This window comes from uncultured Dysgonomonas sp. (assembly GCF_900079725.1).
GTDB lineage: Bacteria > Bacteroidota > Bacteroidia > Bacteroidales > Dysgonomonadaceae > Dysgonomonas.
The window spans coordinates 2,150,268-2,173,150 of the sequence record NZ_LT599032.1; the positions used below are offsets into that span (position 1 = coordinate 2,150,268).

At 37.2% G+C, this 22,883-nt stretch carries 14 protein-coding genes; 4 read left to right on the forward strand and 10 right to left on the reverse strand.

The window, feature by feature from the left end; all coding sequences use genetic code 11:
• Positions 1 to 95: 95 nt before the first annotated feature.
• The 6 genes from QZL88_RS09020 to QZL88_RS09045 form a co-directional block, all read right to left on the reverse strand.
• A complete protein-coding gene (locus QZL88_RS09020; RefSeq protein ID WP_296940282.1) occupies positions 96 to 2,405 on the reverse strand; it encodes a glycoside hydrolase family 3 N-terminal domain-containing protein in 2,310 nt (769 codons plus the stop codon).
• Between the two features lie 20 nt (positions 2,406 to 2,425).
• Positions 2,426 to 2,788: a hypothetical protein gene (locus tag QZL88_RS09025; RefSeq protein WP_296940283.1), complete on the reverse strand. Its 363-nt coding sequence runs from the start codon at positions 2,786 to 2,788 to the stop codon at positions 2,426 to 2,428.
• A 22-nt stretch (positions 2,789 to 2,810) separates the two neighbouring features.
• On the reverse strand, positions 2,811 to 4,454 hold the full coding sequence (locus QZL88_RS09030; protein ID WP_296940284.1) for a SusD/RagB family nutrient-binding outer membrane lipoprotein: 1,644 nt from the start codon (positions 4,452 to 4,454) through the stop codon (positions 2,811 to 2,813).
• An 11-nt stretch (positions 4,455 to 4,465) separates the two neighbouring features.
• Positions 4,466 to 7,648, reverse strand: coding sequence for a SusC/RagA family TonB-linked outer membrane protein (locus QZL88_RS09035; RefSeq protein ID WP_296940286.1), 3,183 nt, complete (start codon positions 7,646 to 7,648; stop codon positions 4,466 to 4,468).
• 172 nt (positions 7,649 to 7,820) lie between these two features.
• Positions 7,821 to 11,717: a two-component regulator propeller domain-containing protein gene (locus QZL88_RS09040; protein WP_296940288.1), complete on the reverse strand. Its 3,897-nt coding sequence runs from the start codon at positions 11,715 to 11,717 to the stop codon at positions 7,821 to 7,823.
• Between the two features lie 1,126 nt (positions 11,718 to 12,843).
• Positions 12,844 to 14,049: an ATP-binding protein gene (locus QZL88_RS09045; protein ID WP_296940290.1), complete on the reverse strand. Its 1,206-nt coding sequence runs from the start codon at positions 14,047 to 14,049 to the stop codon at positions 12,844 to 12,846.
• A 181-nt stretch (positions 14,050 to 14,230) separates the two neighbouring features.
• Between QZL88_RS09045 and QZL88_RS09050 the strand changes: the two genes are divergently transcribed.
• The 4 genes from QZL88_RS09050 to QZL88_RS09065 all read left to right on the forward strand — a co-directional run bounded on the left by QZL88_RS09050 (position 14,231) and on the right by QZL88_RS09065 (position 19,857).
• Entirely contained in the window at positions 14,231 to 17,440 is a 3,210-nt protein-coding gene (locus tag QZL88_RS09050; RefSeq protein WP_296940292.1) for a DNA methyltransferase, read from the forward strand.
• Positions 17,441 to 17,443: 3 nt separating this feature from the next.
• Positions 17,444 to 18,190 (forward strand): hypothetical protein, encoded by a 747-nt coding sequence (locus QZL88_RS09055; protein WP_296940293.1) that lies wholly within the window; start codon positions 17,444 to 17,446, stop codon positions 18,188 to 18,190.
• A 74-nt stretch (positions 18,191 to 18,264) separates the two neighbouring features.
• Positions 18,265 to 19,233, forward strand: a complete 969-nt coding sequence (locus QZL88_RS09060; RefSeq protein WP_296940295.1) for a hypothetical protein — start codon at positions 18,265 to 18,267, stop codon at positions 19,231 to 19,233.
• A complete protein-coding gene (locus QZL88_RS09065) occupies positions 19,234 to 19,857 on the forward strand; it encodes a hypothetical protein (protein WP_296940298.1) in 624 nt (207 codons plus the stop codon).
• A 7-nt stretch (positions 19,858 to 19,864) separates the two neighbouring features.
• Here QZL88_RS09065 and QZL88_RS09070 read toward each other — a convergent pair whose 3' ends face one another.
• The 4 genes from QZL88_RS09070 to QZL88_RS09085 form a co-directional block, all read right to left on the reverse strand.
• Complete coding sequence (locus tag QZL88_RS09070; protein ID WP_296940299.1) at positions 19,865 to 20,683, reverse strand: DUF5712 family protein; 819 nt, start codon at positions 20,681 to 20,683, stop codon at positions 19,865 to 19,867.
• 31 nt (positions 20,684 to 20,714) lie between these two features.
• Positions 20,715 to 21,299 (reverse strand): BfmA/BtgA family mobilization protein, encoded by a 585-nt coding sequence (locus tag QZL88_RS09075; protein WP_296940301.1) that lies wholly within the window; start codon positions 21,297 to 21,299, stop codon positions 20,715 to 20,717.
• Between the two features lie 303 nt (positions 21,300 to 21,602).
• A complete protein-coding gene (locus QZL88_RS09080; RefSeq protein WP_296940303.1) occupies positions 21,603 to 21,938 on the reverse strand; it encodes a helix-turn-helix domain-containing protein in 336 nt (111 codons plus the stop codon).
• 157 nt (positions 21,939 to 22,095) lie between these two features.
• Positions 22,096 to 22,437, reverse strand: a complete 342-nt coding sequence (locus tag QZL88_RS09085) for a hypothetical protein (RefSeq protein WP_296940305.1) — start codon at positions 22,435 to 22,437, stop codon at positions 22,096 to 22,098.
• Positions 22,438 to 22,883: the final 446 nt, after the last annotated feature.

Consider the following 22,883-nt stretch of genomic DNA (forward strand, 5'->3'; position numbering starts at 1 on the left):
TTGTTAATTATTGACAGCTAACTATCAACTGAACAAGGTATAGATAATTATTTTCAAATCTGATAAAACCTTTACCTTTCGAAATCTTCAGAGCCTTATTTCACATTAAACTGAGCCTGTTTCAAATCCGCATCCCGGGAAGAAGAGCCAATAGATACAGTAAACATTCCGGGTTCAACGCCATATTTCATATCAACATTGTAGAATGCCAATTGTGCAGGAGTTATCGTGAACTCTACGTTACGCGTTTCACCTGCACGCAGGTCGACACGGGCGAAATCCTTGAGTTCTTTTACCGGACGTGTTGCCGAACTTATATTATCAGTAATATATAACTGTACGATTTCGGTACCATCGCGCATTCCGGTGTTGGTCACTTCGACCGAAGCAGTCAGTGTGCCATCTGCTTTGATCTCATTGGTAGAAAGTTTTACTTCAGAATATTGGTAAGTTGTATAGCTCAATCCATAACCAAACTCATAAAGTGGGGTAGATTTTCCTGTAGCATAAGGAAACCATTTCGATGTGAACCTGTAATTATAATAGGTTTGTATCTGCCCCGAATGGCGAGGTATAGTCATCGGCAGTTTGGCCGAAGGATTCACGTCTCCGAATAGTATTTCTGCTACAGCCTGCCCTCCTTGTCCACCAGGTTCCAGAGCATTTACAATAGCAGGAATATGGTCGTCAATCCATTCTGTAGTCATTGGCCGTCCGCTCGTAAGCACAACTATTACAGGGATGCCTGTTTTGTATATTTCTTCAACAAGTTCCTGCTGAAGACCGTAAAGCGTCAGATCATAGCGGTCAACATTTTCGCCGTTGGTTCTTTCGTTCCAATTCCACCGCATTGAATTTTCACCCACAACCACAATGGCAAGATCACTCGTGCGTGCCATACTAACAGCCTGCTTTACTTTTTCAGTATCCATCTTGCGGATGTCCCAGTCGAAATCGCAAAGTGAAAACTGTACATCTGGGCGTACTTGCTTTAGACCTTCCCAAATGGTGATCACGTTTTCTTCGGGCTGTTCCATGGCCCAATCGCCTAATATAGACTGATTATTGCAGTTTGGACCTGTCACAAGTATTTTATGATACTTTTTGTCGTCAATAGGTAATAGTCCTTCGTTTTTCAAAAGCACAATACCCTGCCTTGCCGCTTCGAGCGCTGTCGCACGGTGGTCTTCATTGAAGACGATCTTGCGTGTAGTTTCGTCTTTCACATATGGGTTTTCGAAAAGACCGAGACGGAATTTGGCTTCAAGGATCATCCGAACCGATTTGTCTATCCTTTTTTCCGACAGCTTACCTTGTTTCACTAGATCAATGACACCGAAGTAGAATTCGGGCCCATGCATGTGGATATCCATACCTGATTCTACAGTCAGCTTAAATGCGTCCTCCCACGTGGGTACGACTCTGTGGTAATCCTCAAGCCGCTCGATATCCATCCAGTCGCTCACGAAAAACCCTTTAAATTTCCATTCGCCGCGAACTACGTCTTCGATCAAGTATTTGTTGGCATGGCAAGGTATCCCATTGTATTCGTTATGTGCAGACATAAAAGTTGCAACTCCGGCGTCAATACAGTCTTTAAACGGTGGAAAAAATATCTCGCGCATGGTTCTCTCCGACACGTCGAACGGAGCACCATTGATACCATTTACAGACTGGCTTCCTCCTACAAAGTGTTTGGCACAGGCAAGTACCTTGTCTTGGCCTGTATAATCTTCCATCTGAAGCCCTCTGACAGTAGCTGCCCCCATGCGTCCTACGAGTAGGGGGTCTTCTCCGAATGTTTCTCCGAACCGTCCCCAACGGGCATCCCGTGCAACTTCCACATTGGGCGTGAATGTCCAATGCATTCCTGTAGCCCGCATTTCAAGAGCGGTTTGGCGTGCCATCTTTTCAATCAGTTCGGGATTGAATGATGCAGCCTGATTTATCGGGGTAGGGTAAACTGTTGCTCCTTTCACCAATGCATTGCCATGGATGGCATCAATTCCGATGATAAGCGGAACTTTGAGCCGGCTTTCGGCAGCTAGTACCTGAAGGTGGTTAGCTTCCTCTACTGTAAGTACATGCAAAAACGAGCCAATCAGGCCTTCACGGGTCATTTGCTCGATCTTCTCGGGTGGAAATTCAGGATAGAAACCATTGGCATGACCTTTTTCTATTTCTTCGGGATCGACTCCGGCAGCAGTTTGCCGCATATGTTCCAGACCTACATACTGGCACATCTGACCGACTTTTTCTTCAAGTGTCATACGCCCTAAAAGGTCGGACACTCTTTTTTCTACCGGCTGTGCAGGATCAAGATAGGCGGCTTGGCCCTTTTCTCCGCCGCAAGCGAAGAAAAGAGCAGATACCAAGCCTATCAATGAAAATCTGATGATGTTCATCTTCTTTTTGCTTATAGTGTTTATTCTACTACAGTAAGGATATATTTACGATGCGTAGAGTGGTGGGGGGTACTGACTTCGAACAGGATTGAGACTGTGCCTATCGAGGTTGGCGTATAGGATATACTTGCTCCTCTTGCATATTCCACACCATCGACATACCAGATGGCAGTGCAATATTCCACAGGTGTGTACTGTAATTCTGCCTCCCATGGATGCCCCATCTGAGTCTGGACAGGTCTTTCTTCAATATCCATCAAGAAACCCATTATACGCGGATAATCATATTCTGTCAGCACCGGCGCTTCGGGATCGTCGCTGCATTTTGTAAATATCAATACTCCCGCCGCCATCAATAGTATTATATATATAAACTTTTTCATAATTATAAATTTAATAATTCAATTAGTCTTTATCCCACCATACACGGGCGTTCCAGCTATCTTCTGTTAAGCCCATAGCAGCGATGGCTGCCCTGTAATTTTTACCGTTCGAAGATGCTTCATCGAGAGGGTAGAATAGTCTGCGTGGCACAGTCTGTGATTCGATGGATTTACCCCCGGGGTAATCTTTACCGGGTTTAAGTGCAGGGTATCCAGTCCGGCGCCAGGAAGCAAAAGCCTCCGGCCCGTTTACATAATGCAATACCCATATTTGTTCGCAAACTTCTTTCAGCCTGTCAGCCGTTGCTGATGGAAAAGGATTTTGCAACATATACGCATCTATCTCATCTTCTGTTATTGCTTTCATTTCAGGATAATTGCTCTGGTATTTCATACTGGCTCTGAGTGCTTTTTCGTATAAGACTTCAACAGTCTCTGGTATCGAAGCAAGGTTCCATCTGAGCTTGGCTTCCGTTAAAAGCCATTGACTTTCGGCATAAGTCATCAGGTATCCAGGAGTAGCACCACCTAAAAGTGAATTATTTACCTGAGGCAGAGTCACTTTGTTGTCCCAGTAGTTTTTGGGGTCTCCAAACCAGTAGCCTTTTGCAACCCAAGGCTCGTAATTGAAGCATCCTGGATCGATTGCGGTAATATTTGCCTTCAAAGCATCATCAGCAAGGAACATTTCCAATGCATCAAAACGGCTCCACGGGTCACCTGCTGTATAGAAATCTGCGTTCTCAAATGAATAACATCCGGCTAAACGTGTCAGCCGTGGGTCGTTCATTTCAAGCAATTTGTTAAACCATGTAGAGCAAATAAAAGCTTCCGGATAGTCATCAATTCTACGGTATCTTTGCGATATTGCATTTCGGCGGAATTCTTCCGTTTTAAAGTCATAAATATCCATATACGGGACAAAAGCATCATCATCTAGTTGTAGTAACCCTGCGCTGTTCGCCATAATCTTGTTGATTTGTTCCTGCGCTGTCTGAGGCTCTATTTTGACCAACCTCATGGCAGCTCTCAACCACAACGAGTTTGCAAAACGTTTCCATTTTTCGATATTACCGTCATACACAATATCACCTGAAACTGCATCGCCACTGGTATTAAGAGCTGCACCCGCCTCTTCCAATTCTTTAAAAAAGTCGTAATAGATATCTTTTTGTGGAGTATAGGTAGGATTGAGGATACCACTATAATAACCCATTCCGGCATCGAAATAAGGAACATCGCCATAAGTATCTGTCAGGATCATCATGAGGTATACCTTAAATATTCTGGCAACAGAGTATATATTCACCTGATCCGGATTTTCTTTGGTCTGTTCGAGAATATCCACAAGGTTTTTAATTTGTACTGAATATATTTTCTTCCATAGTTTAGACATGGTTTCGTTATTACGGGTATATTGCCCTCCATATAGAGTCGCATTATATTCGCCTACATAAATCTGTGATATGGCCGACAAATAAACAACCATAGTTTCTGTGGTTTCCATATCTCCCCATGTCATCAGCTGTACATAAGTGAGCTGATTGTTCGGGTCCATCGAGGGCGAAGTCGTAGGATTGGTATTCATCTCGTCGAAATCGGTGCACGACGATGGCAGAACGACCAGGATGGAGAAAGTCAGGTATTTTATTATTCTTTTTAGCATAACTGTCTTTTTTAGAATTTGATGTTAACATTAAGTCCAAAACTACGTCTCGATGGCATTGAACCCCATTCTAAACCGAGGGAAGTCGAGTTATTGTAATTGGAGTCGGGATCTATATTGTCTATGTTCTTCCAGATAATGAACGGATTACGTGCAACGAAAGAAACAGAAACATCCTGAGCGAATTTATTTATCCACTGTTTGGGAAGATCGTAAGTAAGAGTCAGCTCCCTTAATTTTACATAGCTGTTGTCGTAAACGAACTGTTCCGGATCGTTGTCGGAAATATGTTGCCAATACACTTGCGGGTCGATTATTTTGGTATTCGCTGTATAGGATTTTGTTCCATCGGCGTTTGTAGTTTCCACAACACCCGGAGCAACGAATCCTCCAGTCGGTTCCCAATCGTTGGTATGTTTCCCTGCAGCTTTGCGTTTTTCTTCCGACTCATACCATGCATCACGTCCTTCAATGGTCGACTTGTGCTTACCACTGCGTACGAGATCTCTTGCTGTAAGGGAGAAGAGGTCTGCACCCACTTTTACGTCAAATATGGCTGAAAGAGCAAGTTTCCTGTAACGGAGAGATGTTGTTAGTCCTCCGGTCCAGTCCCAGCTGGCATTACCTATCACAGATCTGTTAGTCGATTTTAGAGGAAGCCCGGTATTAGGGTCTATGATAACATCGCCGTTCTCGTTTCGCTGCAATGTAAGCCCTGTGATCGAACCATATTTTTCACCTTCTCTTGCTTCAACTACAACATCTAGCCATCCCGCTCTGGATAGTTCCTGTGATTTTACATCAGGGTGAAGTTCTATGATCTTGTTTATGTTCTTGGAGAAGTTTACACTTACGTCCCATGAAAAATCTTTAGTTTCAACTGGACGTCCATTCAGCACGATCTCAACACCTTTGTTATCTACTTTGCCGGCATTGATCCATGCACCTGCGTAACCTGTACTTGTTGATGTGGTCATACTTAATATCTGGTCGTGGCTACGTTGGGAGTAATAGGTAAAGTCAAATCCCAGCCTGTTTTTCAGGAAGCGCATATCCAATCCTATTTCGAAGGAGTTTGTCCGGGTTGGTTTCAGGTCTTTATTTGGGATAACGGTGTTGCTTATGCTTCCTGCACCCATTGAACCGTAACTTTTCGATGACATTTTGTATTGCAGTTGCAACTGATAAGGATCAGTGTCGCTACTAACTTGCGCAAAAGAGGCCCTGACTTTGGCATAAGGAATAATATCCTTATTCACGTTCCATACTTCAGAAAAGACGAAAGATGTACTAACTGAAGGGTAAACATACGTTCTGTTACCAGCCGGCAGAGTGGATGAGTAATCCATTCGCATAGTAGCATCCAGGTACAGGAACCCGTTGTAACCTACGTTTGCCATGGCCATCAGCGAGTTGATCTGTTTTTCGTACGGAATTTCGTCAACTTCTATGCTGGTAAAGTTTTTCCAGCTTTGTACAGTACGGTCGACCATATTTTGTGCGGTAATAAGGCTTGTCTTATTGTCTACATAAAATATATTACTACCGACATTTGCGCCGAAGTCAAATTTGCCGAATTTGTCTTTGTAGAATGCAAGAGCCTCTACATTGTACGATTTGTTTTTGAAGTCCATCTCCTGCATGTAACCGGTTTCACGGCCAGGTGTAGTCATTGGAGCAAATTCCCTAAAGTTCATAAAGTTAAGGTCTGTACCACCTGTCAGACGGACCGAGAATTTGTTGTTGATTGCATAATTAAGCGATGCCATGCCGGAAAATTTATCCTTTGTCGAATTGTTTTCCATCGCATAGAGCATCCAGTATGGATTGAGAGCATAAGGATTTCTGCTGTTCCAATCGCCATAATTTCCATTTTCATCTTGATAATAATTTTTCAACCAAGCTTGATTGAATGTGGTAGGAAGCGTTATTAAGTTTTTGGCAGCGTTATAGCTGTCACCAGCTAGTGCCGGGCGATTCTTAACGTCTTCGCGGACATACGTTATCTTTGCATCTACGTCAACTTTACTGGCGATTTTTGTATTTCCCCTCAGATTGATACTGTTACGTTTCATATTTGTATTGGGAACGATGTCTCGATTGTATAAGTTGGTATAGGACAGCCTGACGCCATTGTCATCTTTTACATTGTTGATGGTTACAGTATTCTGGGTTGTAACACCAGTTCGGAAAAAGCCGTCGAGATTGTTCTTTGTGAGTTCGTAGGGACGTGTTTGCCCATCGAAATAATAGTAATGCAGATTAGGGTCAATCTTTGGTCCCCAACTTTGATTGGAAGATGTTCTGTCGCTGGGATCTTCACCATAGAACGAGCCATTGAAACCTTGACCATAAGAAGTTTGTAGGTCATTGTATTTGGTAAGCTGCTTTTCGATTGTCGTTGTCGAATTGAATTCCACACCTAAGCCTTGTTTTTTACCAGCCTTTTTAGTTGTTATCAGGATAACACCATGTGAAGCACGGCTACCATAAAGTGCGGCTGCAGCCGGACCTTTCAGTATCGACATGTTTTCAATATCGTCGGGGTTGATTGAAGAGATACCGTCACCGAGGTCAAAACCTCCACTCCCGTTTGCATCCGCAAAATTGGTATTATCAAGCGGAATTCCGTCCACAACATAAAGAGGCTGGTTGTTCCCAGTCAGTTCGGTCATACCGCGTAATACTACGCGTGTACTACCCGAAGGACCACCGGCAGTCTGAGTAACTACTAGTCCCGGAATCTTCCCGGCAAGCGAGTTGATGACATTTGTTTCTTTAGCTCTCTGTAACTCGTCTCCTTGCACTTCGCCGATAGAATAACCAAGGGCTTTTTTCTCTCTCTTAATGCCAAGGGCTGTAACTGTTACTCCTTCCAGAAGCCTGCTTTCGTCTTCGAGAACGACATTGAGATTGTTCAGGGTCGGGGTTATTAGAATCTCCTGTGTTTTGTAGCCAATGAAGTTTATAACAAGAGTCTCGTTTACAGCAACGTCGATTTTGAAATTTCCACTTTCATCTGCAATGAATCCACGCTGACTGTTCTTCACCGTCACGGTTGCACCGGGCATGGGCTCTCCACTGTTGTCTTTAATAGTTCCGCTTAACTTCCACATCCCACCCTGGGCATACAGACCCAAAGAGTTGGTAAGCAGAAAGAGAAACAGAAGTCCCACAATCTTAAATCTTTTCATGGTTTAAATTTTAAGGTATTAACGTTAGGGTTTAGTCTTACATTCCGGTCTAAATTGAGGAATGCTCAGTACAAAACTAAAGCATTTTTTATCGTCCGTAGGTTTGAAAACTGTCAAAATAAAGTTTGAAAATTGACATATTTTAATTTTTAGAAGATAATGGACCGCCGCTTCACGGCCCGATTTTACTAGGACTTACGCCGAAATGACGCTTAAAGGCAGTACTAAAATATTTGGCATCGAGAAATCCTGCCATAAGTGATACCTCAACGATTGAATAATTATTTGAGAGCAGTAGTTCTTTTGCATACCGGAGACGAATTGTGCGTATGAATTCATTGGGTGACTGGTCGGTAAGAGCCTTCAGTTTTTCATAAACCAATGTCCGGCTCATAGCCAGTTCCAGACAAAGGTTCTCTACCGAAAAACTGCTATTGGAGATATTGTTGTTCACTATTTTTATGCATTTAGCTATAAACTGTTCGTCTAGGGTGGCGGGTTTCACATGGTCTTCTGTTTCTGTGGTTACATTATCAGGCCTGACGGTTTGCAGGCTGTCGGAAGTCATATAGTACTGCTGGAGGTGTATACGGGTTTTGAGTGCATTAGAAACTTTAATTTTTAGAGCATCTACATCAAATGGTTTGGTTATATAATCGTCAGCCCCTAAAGACAGGCCTTCTATCATGCTCTCCTTGTTGGAGATGGCAGTTAGAAGAATCACATGTATATGTGAAGTCTCTATATTGCTTTTGAGTTGATTGCACAGTTCATCTCCGCGCATTCCGCTCATCATAATATCTGATATGACGATATCAGCTTTGTTCTTTTTGAAAAAGTCCAATGCCTTTTCAGCTGAAGGAACGCTATATACCTTGTACTCGGAAGAAAGAATACCTGAAAGGTAATTCCGCATGTCATCGTTGTCTTCAACAAGCAGTATATTATAATGGTGGTTAGCTAAAGTTGATCTCTTTCTCTTACCTTTTTCCTGTATTTTGTGTATAGTATTTTCCGAATGATCCTTTGCTACTCCGGTATTATAGGACGGGAATGTAAGGAAGAATGATGTCCCTTTACCTTGTTCACTTTCGAAGGATAATTCCGCTCCTATTTGCCTCATTAGTTTGTATGTATACATAAGTCCTATTCCCGCACCGGTTTCGGTTGAATTGATCGCATTGGTTCCCCGGTATATTTCCCGGAAAATTTTTTTCTGTTCCTTTTTGGCAATGCCTATACCGAAATCCTGCACTTCAATTACAGCTTTTTTACCCTTCGTGCTTAAACGGACAATGATATTACCCGGCCCGGGAGAATATTTCACAGCATTGGAAAGCAGGTTGTCAAGAATACTGTCAAGTTTTCTTAAACGTGTTTCGATATATATAATTTCGGGCGGAGACTCTATTGATATCTCCAGATTCTTTACTGCGGCCAGTGGTTCGAACTGGATTACTTTATCTTTTAGAATGTCCTGTAATTCGCATATAGTGAATTTTTGCCTGCCCGGATCGGACATTCCTTCTTTATGGAATTCCAGCAACTGAGACACCATCGTGTGTAATTTGTTGGCGTTAGAACGGGCCAGTCTGAGATATTCCATCCCTCTTGTTTCCAATCCGGCTAACTGGTCAAGACTGTCGAGAGGAGCCATTATGAGAGATAGTGGTGTCCGGATATCGTGTGCTACATTAATGAAAAAATCGAGTCTCTCACGCGAGGCTTTTTTTAGCATAAGTTCGCGATAATATCTCCAACCCCAATAGACAAGTATCGCCAGTGCTAACCCATATAAAGCCCATGCCAGATATGTATTCCAAAAAGGTTTGCGGACAATTATATCGAGTTCGCGTTCAGCGAGTAATACGCCGTCTATCCCATCAAGGCATTGAACCCTAAACCGATACTTTCCGGCAGGTATATTGGTGTAACCTGCCCGGGTAGATTGTGTACTTGTAGTCCAGCCCTCATCAAAGCCTTCCAATATGTATTTATAGGTATAGTTATGCTTACGGTAAATGTTGGGGGCGACGAAACCCATAGAAAACGAATTCTGATTGTGTCCCAGTGAGATACTTTTTGTTTCGGACAAGGGACTTTTCAGTATTTCGGGTGCATCAGCCGGAGTTATGTACTGGTAAGAGAGCATAAAGTCGGTGAAATAGAGTTGCGTTTCATTCTCCATTTTAGTCATCTGATCGGGGCTAAATATTACAGCACCATCTGTACTCCCAAAAGCCATTCTTCCATCGGATAATTGTGCAAATGACATGAACAGAAAGTCCTTGGTTGGCAGGTCTATGTTATAGAGTAACTTTCCGGTTGAGGGAGCAAAGCAAAACACACCCTTGTCGGTACTAATCCATAATATTCCGTTTCGTCCCTTAATAATACCATAAATAAAATTGGATAGCAATCCATCGTTAGTGGAAAAAGTACGAACTTCTCTTGTTTTCATATTCATACAGTTAAGTCCGCCACCGTCGGTGCCAAACCATATCTCATCGCCAATAACCACCGATGAATAGATGAAACTATTACTCTGAATACCTATACCGATGGGGTCGTTAAAGAAAAGTCTTCTCTTATGAGTATATTTATCGAACAGGTAAAAGCCGTTGGATGTGGCAAGAAAAAGTGTCCTTTTATTGAAAGAATTTATCGACCGTATTTCATTTATGTTATGTAATGAGATCTTTTGTGTACCATCTTTAAATGACACTTGGGCAAAAGGTGTATAAAGACAACCGAACCACAAATCCCCTTCTGCATCGCAATAGGAAGAATAGATACAGTCGAGTTGCGACGCCTCACTCAAAGAAGGTATATGGTAAATATCTCTTGTAGCTTTATTTATACGGTAAAGACCTGTACTGTACCCTCCTGTCCATATTTTTCCGTTTTTATCTTCACAGATAGTAAGGAAACTGTTGTATTGTTCAAGAAAATGAGTCCACTTTCCCGATAAGGTATGCAATAAACTGATGCCCTGATTAGTGGCGAACCATAAATCGCCGTCGCGGTCTTCGTGTATTGCATACACATGCGAGCCTTTTATTGATTGTTCGTTATTAGGTTGATGACTGATCCATTCAAAGTTACGGCGTTCACTTATTGCTGTCACTCCCGATGTATAGGTAGCTACCAAGATATTGTTATCGTCCACGAGAATATCGTAAACGCCGTTTCCTTTCAGTATACGCCCATGATGATCTGAGTCGGAAAGTATCTGTTCACAATATCCAGAAATGATGTCGACAGCATAAACACCACGTCCGTCGAACCCTATCAGGTATATATTGTCTTTCCATTCCCTGATAGCTTTCACAGGAGAGGGAGGAAGATTATCGAGACACTTTACAGACAGATATTTCTTATCCTTAACGTTCCATATTCTGATGCCATTGCTGAACGTACCTATCCATAATAGATCAGATTTGGAATCATAATATAAACTCATTATATTGTGCCCTTCGGCCAAAGTTTCACCTTCGGTCGTATTAGTCTCTGTATTGGTCCATTTTACTCCATTGGTAGTTCCAATAGCTAATTTCCCTCCAGAAAGGGGAATAATACAGTTCACGCCTATTTTTGAGGATGATGCTAAGATATCAGTTCCGGGCTTTTTCGCATCGAACCGAAGCAGGCCGCACGATGTACCCAACCAAAGTATACCCATCTGGTCTAGATAAAGATCATTCAACCAGCGTCCTGAATCCCGGATGCTAATATCATCTATAAACTTGAACGAGTCTGATAAGGCGGAATATTCATATATTTTGCCTCTGTCAGTAAAAGCCCACAGTGCCTCCTCAGGTCCCATTCTTACATACACTATTCTGCCATCATTATCCTGCATAACTTCAGCTTCAGCTAGTTGATAATGTCGGTAATTATACCCATCGTAGCGGGTTATGCCTGAACGCGAGGCTATCCATAAAAATCCATTCGTATCCTTTACCATTCCGGATACTGACTGACTCATACGCTTCTGTGGATCCGACAAGACAGCATGGCTGAACCCATATTGAGCCGATAGAGAGTATACTCCAGTAAGTATCAGCAAATTAATAAGCGATATTATTCTCCGATAATGAAACATGGTTTATTAGATTGGGTTAATGATCTGCGTTAATGTGACGGGTTAAAAACAAATATAATCAATATGATTGAGAATTCTATTAATTATTTAGACATAAAGGGATGTTTTACCTTTACTATTTTCTCTATAGGTAAAGATAAATTTATAATTGGAAAAACAAGGAAGCATTATTTTTGTAATCTCTAAAAAACAAATAAAAAATGCTTCCTAATTTTTCATCCTAATCTTCGGTAGTCACTATTTATTAAATCTAAAATAGAACCTCATGAGCTATAGTTCAATGAATGGTAAAAGCTCCATCAACCAATAAAGCATGCCTATGAACAAAAATACTTTTCCTCCAAATACTTTCATATTCTTTATGAATTAGTTAAAAAGAAATATGTGCAGAATTATTTTACTTTGCGGCTCAAACGATGTTACCGGGAGGTTCAATTGTGTTTATGAGGCTGATTTCTTATTTTTAAGCAATACACCACTAAAAGGTTTAAGATCAACAGTCAATTGCATTATTAATACTCGGAAAGTGGTTAGGAATGATAATCGATAACAGGAATTAATTGATTTGGAAAAGTTGTTTTCACTTGGCGGTTGAAAATAGATAAAAATCAGAGACAAACAGTAACAATTTAGTAGTGCTTTTTCCTTTGTTGTTTATAAACACAAAATCGATAGATCTTATAAATAACTGAAAATAAAATATTAAAATAATTATTATATGTGGGTTCTGATTCTGCAGGATCAATAAAAAAAGCTCTGTAAATAAATTATTTACAGAGTTTAATATTTTCTAGTGATCCCGCTGGGACGGGTCGTATATCTTCAACTCGGCTATACAAGCCAGTTTGCATGATGTCTAAAAAGTAGTCCTTGAGTCAGGCTACGATTGTATGTCACTATTTTTCTGCTTACTTCACAACTTCTTGTGGTACAATAAAGATATGGCTTATTTTTAGAAAATTCAACACATTAAATCAATATAATAAAGATAAGTTTCTGATCTGAGAATACTTATTTTACTTACGATTATCACCAATAGGGTATAATAGATAGTTCCTGATGTGTATCTATACCCTAAAAGGTGCATTTGCTAATCAAGATACTGATGTATAGGTATCATGTTGATAACTATATCATCTTTTTCAAATCTGTCACTTTGGTTGAGAGTAACGATTGTTCCTTCTTTGAGTCCAAGATTCTGCATAGCTTCTAATAAACCATTGTACTCTCTGTCGAAGTTCTCATCGTTTATATTCAGGCACACTTGTATTGCTTCTTTGATTGTGTTTTTCTCCATTGCTACAAAATCACATTCTCCACGATCTTTATAATAGAATATTTGTTTGTATTTTCTACGAAGATGCAAGAAGATTAGATTTTCTAAACGTCTCCCCATATTTTCACTTGTTGATATGGAGTTTTCTGTATAAAGTCCCATATCCATTACATATACTTTCTTTGGATTGCGAGCCTGTATTTTGAGCGAGTGACTGAACATTGGCATGAATTCCAATAAGTAAGAGTCTTTCAAGAAGGAAAAATATTCTAAGAAAGTAGCTGCCGATTTTATGTCAAACATCCCTACTAACTTATTTGCTGATACAAGATTGCCAATATTAGTTATCAGATAGGCTGTTAATTGGCGTAACGAAACAACATCACGAACAGAATGTCTTACAGCTATGTCTCTCATTAGTATATCATCAACAAGAGTATTTAGAATAAATGCCATACCAGTCTTTACATATTCGGGTATACCTCCCATCTTTAGATATTCTATTACCGCATCTTCGCCATTATCCAGTCCTTTGAATTGGATAAACTCTGAATAAGAAAAAGGAAATAGTTCCATCGATAAGTGTCGACCTGTCAAATGTGTTCCCAATTCAACACTCAGCATAGATGCATTTGAGCCTGTAATAAATACTTTATATCCGTCTCTCAAAAGTTGATTTACATACTTTTCCCATTCCTCAACAACTTGTATCTCATCAAAGAATAAAACTTTTATTTCTCGTTTTTCTATCTCTCTATGAAGTCGAGTGAAATCACCTACTTCAAATCCAGACAAACGAATATCATCAAAGTTTAAATATATAGCATCCTGATAGTCTCGACGAAGCAATTGTAATAACAAGGTGCTTTTTCCACAACGGCGGATACCTGTTATGATTGTCGCAAATGAATCTGCAACTGGTACATTAACCAGTGCATCACGAACAAATCCCGAATCTCGTTTAAGAAAACTATCTCTTTGTGAGTCTATAACTAAGGCTATTTCATCTTGTCGTATCATGTATTTCGATTTCTTTTGATGCAAATATAAGATATCTTTTAATATAACATAAGATATTTATGCCTAATATTTATCATGAAGATCCAATTAGATATTTTGTTAAAACCATGTTACAATATTTCTTTTAAATTATCTTTGTATATTAAGGTATAGATTTTTTAATTAACTCTTAAAAGATAAAGTGAATCGGCTAAACCAATTATATGAACAACTTGGCTTTAACAGAGAAAATGGATTGTTTCATCTGAATGAATACGATTCATGGATTCACAATTTCCCCTATAGAATAAGCCGATTAATAAAGGAAGTTATAAGACCTGTTGCATTTTTTTGTATTTTCAGTGATATAAAAACAGAGGATGATCATCCAACTCCGTTTAATAAATCATTTATTTTTTTCTTTGACAATCCAACAGTGGAAGAAGAAGAGAATATTCATAAGCATATTATTAACTTTAGTCTTGCACAATTAGTATTTATAAATAGAAACAATTCATTAGATTTATTTCACGGTAATAATTTTGAAAATTCCCATCTTGATTTTTTGCTAAGAAATGGGACAATAAGAGATTTTGACGATTATTCTTTTGTAAATCAACTAAACGGAAATGTTTATAAAAAGTTGGGGGCAAAGAGTAAGTCAATTGATACATTCTTATTGAACAATATTATAGATGCAAGACGCATCTTAGTTGCTAAAGATGGTTTAAACCTTTTACCCAAAGCTGCAAATAGGCTAATAGGTAGGCTTCTTTTTATCAGTTACCTAATAGATCGAGATGTAAAGTTCAGCGATCAAGAGATTATAAAAGGAGCAACAAAGGAAGAGCGAAAAAAAGCTTTTAGAAGTATAATATCAGATAGGGATCTCATATACAAATTCTTTTCATATTTGACAGATAAACATAATGGAGAGATATTTCCACTTATAGAAAAAAATAGGACTGATAACATTATTTATAATGAATATGAAATAGTAAACGAGTCTCACCTTAATGTATTAAGCCATTTATTCAATTGTGCTTCATTCTTCCAAAATGGAGAAAAATATGCTAACTATGTTGTTCAAAGATCATTATTCGATTTATATGATTTTGAGGTAATCCCTGTAGAGCTAATAAGTAGTATTTACGAAACATTCATAGGGAAAAAATCCGAAAATGAAATCCGAGAAATATCTAAGCAACAAACAATTAAAGCATATTATACCCCACCTTATATTGTTGATTATATCTTATCTCAAACGGTTGTTCCTTTCTTAGAAAATAAGAATGATACAAACTGTAAAATCCTTGATCCTGCTTGTGGCTCAGGAATATTTCTTGTAGAGACCTTACGGAAAATTGTAGAGAAAGAAATATCTCTGACTAAAAAATCGATTCCTGATGACCGCTTATGGAGCTTAATAAAAGCTAACATATATGGAATAGATATTGATGCTGATGCTATTGATATAACAATTTTTTCATTATATGTAACCATTCTTGATTATAAGAAACCAGCTGAAATAGAAAATTTTAAGTTTAAAAATCTTAAGGGAGAAAACCTATTTGGAGGAGATGATGCCGATTTCTTTAATATAGATCATGAGTTTAACAATGAAATCAAGGATTTAAATTTCATTGTTGGTAACCCCCCTTGGGGGAAAGTCTCTAAGTCCAAATATGTTGAATACATTAAAAGACGAAATTCTGAGGAAAACAAAGGAAATAAGAAGGAAGATCAACTGACTCTCAGCATTGGTGATAAAGAAATATGTCAAGCTTTTCTTGTTAGAACAAGTGATTTTGCAAAATCAAATCAAAATCAATTAAAATGTTCTTTTGTTATAACCAGTAAAATACTGTATAATACTGACTCAAAATCATTCAGGAGCTATTTCTTGCAGAATTTCAAAGTCCGTCAAATGTTAGAACTTTCTCCTATTAATAACAAAATACGTGGAGGGAATCATGTATTTGACACGGCTAGATATCCAGCATCAATTATTACATTCGAACCAGAGTTAGATAGATATAAAGTTTTAAATAATGTAGTTCAACATATAACAGTAAAACCGAATATTTTCTTCACAACATATAAAAGTATTGTAATAGAAAAGCATGATGTAAAGAAAGTTAAGCAACAGTATTTTATAGAGAAATTTGGAGGTTTTGATTGGTTATGGAAAACATTAGTTTTTGGGAATCATTTAGATTTTCAATTCATTGGTAGATTAAAGTCTCAATTTAAGACAGTAGCTGAACTAGGGTTTAACGATTACAATGGCGGTTTTAAGGCTGTTGATGGAGATATACAAAAAGAAGCTTCTGCTATTTATAAATATCTCTTTTTAGATGCTGAGAAAGGTTTTTCTCCTTATTTCATAACTACACCAACAACGTGGGAAGAATATATTAAGACAAATAAAGATTACAAGAACAATGAGAATGTAAAAAAAGGAATACTGGGATATATACCTCTTTTAAAATATTTCCAAGGAAATCGTGTAATCATGAAAAAAGGAGTCGTGCTTAAACCTAATTTATATGCAGGAGAACATTATTTTGGAGCCGTGACAGCTTTTTGCAAAGAGAATATATGTTATACAGCCACCGTTGCGGCCTTACTTCCTCCTAAAGATTGCACAGATCTGCAATTGAATGCATTAACAGCTATGTTTAATTCTAAATTATTTACTTATTATGCATTGAATACAGGCTCTTCTATTGGTGTAGAAAAAAGTCGTTTTAATTTTGAAGATTTCTTTAATCTTCCACTCAAGTTAACCGATAGATTAGGTGAATTAGCTATTTCTATTACGCAAAATAAAGATAATGAAAAACTCATCTTTTCTTTAAAACAAGAGATTGAAAAAGAAATATACAAAGCTTATAATATCTCAAAAAAAGAAGCATCCCTTATTGATTTTGCATTGAATGTATCTATTCCATCTCTACTTAGAGAAAAAAATCATGATAGCTTAAAATCGTTAGAACTTTCTTCTGAACAAGACCAAAATTACATAAGTGAATATACTGAAATCTTTCAGAATCATTTTATCAATCGATTTAAAAGCATAGGGAAAAAAATTATTCCCGAGGTTGTATACTCGAATAGCTTTTTAAGAATAAATTTTCATATAGTTTCAAAAACTTCTATTGACGAAGTAGATCCACGAAAAGTAAGTAAAGATGACTTGAACCTAATTTTAGGAGAACTATCTCTTTATCAGGTAAGCAAAGAGCTTTTTATACAACAAGATGTAAGAGGCTTCGCTCCAACATATTTTTATATCATCAAGCCGAATGAGCGCAAAGTATGGCACTCTGCTGTTGCTTATATTGATGCACTAGATTTTGAACAAGAAATAGTGAAAGCGGAAATTAGTTTAATGCAAAAAGGAAATTGAACTATGGTAGGTGCAGAAACTTTTGTAGAAAATAATTTCGGTTCTATCAATTATACGTTTAAAACCAGTTTAGAACTTATAATATATGGATATTCACAACTCAAAAATAGTGGATTGAAAGTGTCAAGAAGTGAGTTGTTAAAAGAAATGATGTCAATCCGCAATAAGAAAGAGGGAGAAAAAACGTCTTTGGATTTAGAAGATTACCTCAGAAATGTTTTGGTTAATGATTATATAGAACCAAATAGAGTTTTTTTTGGACTAGAAAACTTTAAATTTCACTGCGGAGTCGAAGAATTATATAACAATATAAGAACAGGTATATTAGATATTAAAGTTTGCTCTTCAGGGTTAGAGGATAATGTGTACTACATTTTTGAATGTAAACGCCTTAATAAAAATATCATTTATCAATATATTCATGAGGGGATAGTTCGATTTACAACTGATCAGAAATATTACCCAAGTTCTAATACCTCTCTATCTGGAATGATTTCCTTTCTTGAGTCGGAAGATAAAAATAAGATATTAAATGCTTGCGATGTGTACAGTATTCTTAATGCCCATTTAAACAAGCATAAAGAGGCAATAAATTTGTTAGAGAACCTCAACACAATAAATTTAATTAGTGATCACATAGAGGTTTCTAATTTTAATAATTTATATTATAGTAATCACAAACGCAACGATAAGCCGAATATTCTGATCTGTCATATTGTATTAGACTATAACGATATTGTTATAGAGTAGGTTAGGGAAATAATGTGGCAGTTTTTTTGTATATTGCACTTTGAAAACACATAAGTCCTATAAAATGTATATCTATGGAATTAAAAGAACACCGAAATTACAGTCTCTTGAGAATTGAAGAACTATCAAACCGAGTCTCTCAAATTCAAGAATTAAAAGATAGCAACCTGTGTATATATTCAACAGGTAGCTATGGACGACTCGAAGCCTCCAAAAATTCGGATATAGATCTTTTTTTAATTGATACAGGTGAACAACAAGCTTCTAATTTAGAGAAAACTCTTATTAATGCGGAGATAATTAAAATTTGTCGTAATTTTGGATTGCCTGAGTTCAGTAAAGATGGATTGTATCTGAATGCCCTATGGTTAAAGGATATGAAGAAAAATCTAGGTAGCCCATCAGATGATTATTTCAATTTCTTTACAGCTAGAATGTTATTACTCTTAGAATCAAAGGCTATTTATAATGCGGCACTATATGATAAATGTTTATCAGAAATAATCAATTGCTATTATGTAGACTTCCATGACCACACAGAGCATTTTCAACCAATATATTTGACAAATGATATTATTAGATTTTGGAAATCTTTATGTTTAAATTATGAGCATCGAAGGATCCGAAAACAAGTGGATAATCAAAATTCAGGTCAAGAAAAACTTGTAGCTCATACTAAGAATTTGAAGTTAAAGTTTTCGAGAAAACTTACTTGCTTCTCTTTTGTCTTAATGTTACTTGCACGTGAAGGAACAATAGATCAAAATGAAGTGAAAGAAATAGCATTGCTAACACCTACAGAAAGATTACAATCATTGAAGAGTATAAATTCAAATGTTTCAGATAAAATACAGAAAGCACTTAATTCGTATCAATGGTTTATTGATAAAACACAAGTGCCAAGTCAAGAAATGCTAAATTGGATTAGTGATAAAGAAGAAAGAAATATTGCATTTGAGAAAAGTAGACAATTTGGAGATGAATTGTTTGATATTCTAGAAGCCGTTGATAAACAATGCATTCTTCCCAAACTTTTAATATAAATGGATAGAAGAAATTCTTTTTATGTGCTTTACCCCAAAAATGATAGATTAAAAAAGTATTTAAACTCTATCAAACTAATCTGCGATTATAATCAGCGGACGGAAGCTCATATTACAGTTAGAGGACCATATAAAAATAAAGTAGGAGACGATTTTGTTGCAAAATGGTCAAATATTATCTCTGGTGAGATACTGTATATTTCTTTTGTCGAGAATTTTTTCCCTTTTGGACAAAATACAGTTTACTTCAGATGTGATGATAACAACGCTCTTAAAAAGGTGTGGAACAAATTAACATATAATGATTTTAAGCCTCATATAACTATGTATGATGGCAAAAATAAAAGATTTGCCATCAAGCTGTATAATTTGATTGCAAGTGATTTTGAACCCTTCCTCTACGAAGTTGACAAACTATCATATCTAGAACCTAAAAATCCAACTTTATTGGATATGTTCTCTCTTAAAAGTAACTTTGATTATACTTTTTATAAAGAAATCTTGGATATAGATATAGATTTAGAAATATTAAAAAAAATGCCAGAAGAAACAAAACTTTCTTATATAAAATCTATTTTGAGACATTTAAAAATGGAGTTTAACACCTACAATTATAAAGGTTAAATAGCGATTACAAACCTTGCCGATTGTTAGTTTCTCTTCTAATATTTTGCTTTTCAACAGTTCTACGTTGTTCCAATTCTTCTTTTTTACTTATCAGCACATCTGCACCTAAGCTTATTTGCCTATTTTCTTTTTCACAGGTAAGTATATCTTCTTGCAAACTTATCTGCTCGGATATAGAACCGTTCCTCATAGCATTATAATACTCAAAGCTTTCATCTAAAGGTCTGTTATAATTAAAAAATTTATCAAAACCTTTCTCAACTTGCTGAAAAAGATTAGTCCTATCAAACCCTCCTTTAACCGTTCCTTTTTTTGTGTTTTTGTGATTGGTTAGCGGACTTATTTTGATTTTGTTGGATTGGTCTTTACGGCTTACAATCAAATGGCAGTGCATATTCTGTTTGTTGTCTGACCTATCCCTGTCGAAATGTATCTTTCCGTAGAACTTTATATCTTCTGCCGATAATCCTTTATTGAAGTTTTTGGCATATTCGGGAATAACCACTTCACGGATATAGCGTTTCATGGCTTCGGCCTGCTCTTGTTCAGTTGCTCCCATTGCTTGTAACTCTTTCGTCGATGGGCTGATATGGATAGCGTAAAACTTAGCATCTGTTTTCAGTAGTTGAGCTTTATTGTTATCTATGTCCTTTACAACTTGTGATTTATACAGGTTCTCTTCTGTCAGGTTAAAGAAGCCTTCGGTATAAATACCTTTCTCCATACGTTCTAAGTCTTCGTGCTCTAGGTAATTTCCTAGTCGTCTACAGCTACCTGCATTGTTATATACTCCATTTGATGGTGGTGGAAAATCTATATTCATTTAGTCTATTCTTTGTGTGTGTTTGGTGCTATTATTCATTTATCAGATTTATAATTTCTGTTTTTAGGTTTTCTTTTCGTTTTCCATCCATTAATCCTGCTGTGGCTAGTTCTGAATAAAGGCTAATTAATTGAAGTAATTTCTTATTATCCTTCTGCTGTGTTTTATATATTGCCGATAGCTGTTTCGCCTGATTGTTTATTGCATCTGCGTGTCCTGTGAATTTTTCGCTTAACATTCTTAATAAATTACTCTGCCCTTCCTGATTGGCTTTAAGATGGGAAAGGATAATATCTTCCATTGATTTGACAATCTGGTCAAATCTTATGGCAATTGAATTGCTTGTCCGTATCATTGGATTGAGCTGTTCTTCTTCATAGTGTCGGATAAAACGGATAATATCATCCTGCCGTTTATTGATCCTCCTTAGTTCTGCCTTTGTTGATTCGGGAGCTTCGCTCGGATTGATATTTGCCTTATCTAAATACTGAAAAGCAAGTTTTGTTATTTCTCCTTTTTTCAGCAAATAGCGTTTGCTGAGTTTCTCTATAATCCTATCTGTTTCCTTATCTATCGCGATGGTGGTAAAGATGGTTTTTCTATTCTGTTTTTCCATTGTTATAACTATTTTATAGTTATTCATATATATAACTTGCTTAAGCAGAATTGTCTATCAATTCCAGTTATAGCAAGTGTTATAACAGTGCTTTTTAATAAAGCACTAAAGCCGAAGGCTTTGCCCCGAAGGGCAAGAGGAGAACAGGACGATAGTCCAGTTCCCTCTTGCTCAATTTAGCTAAACAATCCGAAGCGGTGGAGCGAGGGTGTTTCTGCTAAATGCGGAGCCTTTAGGGAGGGTGATAGACTGACACAGCCCTCACCTTTTTGCTTCATTCTGCTTAGATGAGTAAATGCAGAATCATTTCAGGATTTTACCCTCTTCTATGCCCTTGTTGAACATTACAATCTCCTTCTTTGAGGCATAGGACTGGATAAAATCTTTGACATCTGCCATACGATAAAAGGTCTTTCGCCTGACTAGGAAATAACGAAGCTGACCACTGTCCCGATATCTTTGAAGTGTTCGATAGCTGACTTTTAGTAGAAAAGCGAGATCTTGGTTGTCTAATAATTTATCTTCATTGTTAAATGCTTCTCCTGTAGCCATCATTGCTTTTAGGTCGCTACCTATAATTGTAAGCTTCTTGAATAGTTTCTCCATCCATGATAGAAAGTCTTCATTGTCTAAATACATAATTCTTTGTTTTGAAATTAATAATTGATTAATTCCAATCGATTGGTAAAGCAAAGAACTGACAATTGGAGACAGAAAAATAGAGGGATAGTTAACTACCCCTCTAATGATTATTTGAAATCAACTTATATACAATATGTTATAAATGCATTATTTTTCATCTTGTTTCTTTATCCTTACGCATGATCATATTACGAAGGAAATCGAGAGCTTTCGTTCGGTTGAATGGTTTTCGTTTATATATTTCACAGGTCTTATCTGAGATCTCGCCAAAAGAAACATTGAAGATCAGTTCGAATTTATTCCCAATCTGACTTTTACTTGCTGGCTTTCCTTCATTATTCAAGACTTCCTGACTTAGATAAAGGCTTTCGACAATCTCTGCTAATGCGACAATCCCCAAGTCTTTTGACTTAGGAATTATATGCAGATCGGATTTAAAGGTCTGCTCTTTTATAAATCGTTCAGGATGGGCAAACCTTGTTTCTAACAGAATCAACTCTGAGTTTATAACAGAAATAGCTTTTTGTAAATACAGCTTTCTTAGGACATTTTTCCCCCTGCTCGTATGTAATTTGTGACTGTAATGATTGAAACTCTACACGAGTAAAATTTAATCTCTGATAAATCGTTTGATAATCAGGATTAGATTGATTTAAGGTTAATACATGTTCTAAGAAGGTTTCATAGGCATGTTGCATTTCAAAGTTAGATACTTTTTTCGAGGGAGCAGATAAGTGCTCAAATAACCTCGACATCATCAATTGTTTCATAATATACAGAATGTATTAATTAATAAATAAGAACTACTTTTTATAGTATTCTTGATTCTAATTATCTACTAATGAAACATATTTTTTAAAACTCAATTTGAGAAACCTTTATTCCTTGAACGCTTCCTTATCCTAGTCTTTTGAATAATTTCTCTTTTAGGATCATTACTAT

What these genes read in the sequence shown, in the direction of transcription:
- QZL88_RS09020 (WP_296940282.1), bottom strand. Translation starts at nt 2,405, where the DNA reads ATGAACATCATCAGATTTTCATTGATAGGCTTGGTATCTGCTCTTTTC.
- QZL88_RS09025 (WP_296940283.1), bottom strand. Translation starts at nt 2,788, where the DNA reads ATGAAAAAGTTTATATATATAATACTATTGATGGCGGCGGGAGTATTG.
- QZL88_RS09030 (WP_296940284.1), bottom strand. Translation starts at nt 4,454, where the DNA reads ATGCTAAAAAGAATAATAAAATACCTGACTTTCTCCATCCTGGTCGTT.
- QZL88_RS09035 (WP_296940286.1), bottom strand. Translation starts at nt 7,648, where the DNA reads ATGAAAAGATTTAAGATTGTGGGACTTCTGTTTCTCTTTCTGCTTACC.
- QZL88_RS09045 (WP_296940290.1), bottom strand. Translation starts at nt 14,049, where the DNA reads ATGATACGACAAGATGAAATAGCCTTAGTTATAGACTCACAAAGAGAT.
- QZL88_RS09055 (WP_296940293.1), top strand. Translation starts at nt 17,444, where the DNA reads ATGGTAGGTGCAGAAACTTTTGTAGAAAATAATTTCGGTTCTATCAAT.
- QZL88_RS09060 (WP_296940295.1), top strand. Translation starts at nt 18,265, where the DNA reads ATGGAATTAAAAGAACACCGAAATTACAGTCTCTTGAGAATTGAAGAA.
- QZL88_RS09065 (WP_296940298.1), top strand. Translation starts at nt 19,234, where the DNA reads ATGGATAGAAGAAATTCTTTTTATGTGCTTTACCCCAAAAATGATAGA.
- QZL88_RS09070 (WP_296940299.1), bottom strand. Translation starts at nt 20,683, where the DNA reads ATGAATATAGATTTTCCACCACCATCAAATGGAGTATATAACAATGCA.
- QZL88_RS09075 (WP_296940301.1), bottom strand. Translation starts at nt 21,299, where the DNA reads ATGGAAAAACAGAATAGAAAAACCATCTTTACCACCATCGCGATAGAT.
- QZL88_RS09080 (WP_296940303.1), bottom strand. Translation starts at nt 21,938, where the DNA reads ATGTATTTAGACAATGAAGACTTTCTATCATGGATGGAGAAACTATTC.